At 37.2% G+C, this 546-nt stretch carries 1 protein-coding gene; it reads left to right on the top strand.

What is annotated here, in order from left to right:
* The first annotated feature begins 119 nt into the window (after window positions 1-119).
* Window positions 120-515 (top strand): thioesterase family protein, encoded by a 396-nt coding sequence (locus KO505_RS06180; RefSeq protein ID WP_216054584.1) that lies wholly within the window; start codon window positions 120-122, stop codon window positions 513-515.
* Window positions 516-546 lie beyond the last annotated feature (31 nt).

Here is a 546-nt window from a genome sequence, read left to right as displayed (position 1 = left end):
GTAAGCTGTAAGCTGTAAGGATGGTGTGCCTTTATTCAGGTGCACCACAACTAATTTGTAATTCATTAAGTCCTCACCCTCTTATTCGTTTACTCTCAACTCTCTATTAGGCAGATTATATGTTTACTATGAAGCAACAACCTAGATTTTCAGAAACTGACGCCCTTGGTCATATAAACAATACTGTGATCCCAGTTTGGTTTGAATCAGCTAGAGACCCTGTTTTCCGTATCTTTAATGCCAGCTTAGATTTAAACAGTTGGAATTTAATCATAGCCAAAATAGAAGTTAACTATAGCGCTCAAATTCAATATCAAGCACAAGTAGAAATACGAACTAGCATAAAAAAAGTCGGGAATTCTTCATTTACCGTTTTCCAACAAGTATTCCAAGCAGATCAGTGTGTCGCCTTTGGTGAATGCATTATGGTGAAATTTGATTATGTGACTAATAAGTCTGCTGCCATAACGGATGAAGAAAAAGCGGAACTGAATAAACATCTCATAGAGCTGTAAGCCGTAAGCTATAAGCTCTAAGCTCTAAGCT

Origin of the sequence: Psychrosphaera sp. F3M07 (assembly GCF_018860345.1) — a bacterium.
Lineage (GTDB): Bacteria > Pseudomonadota > Gammaproteobacteria > Enterobacterales > Alteromonadaceae > Psychrosphaera > Psychrosphaera aquimarina.
This window is presented reverse-complemented; position numbering and strand designations above follow the sequence as displayed.

Coding starts and splice junctions, on each gene's coding strand:
- KO505_RS06180 (WP_216054584.1), top strand. CDS start 120: ATGTTTACTATGAAGCAACAACCTAGATTTTCAGAAACTGACGCCCTT.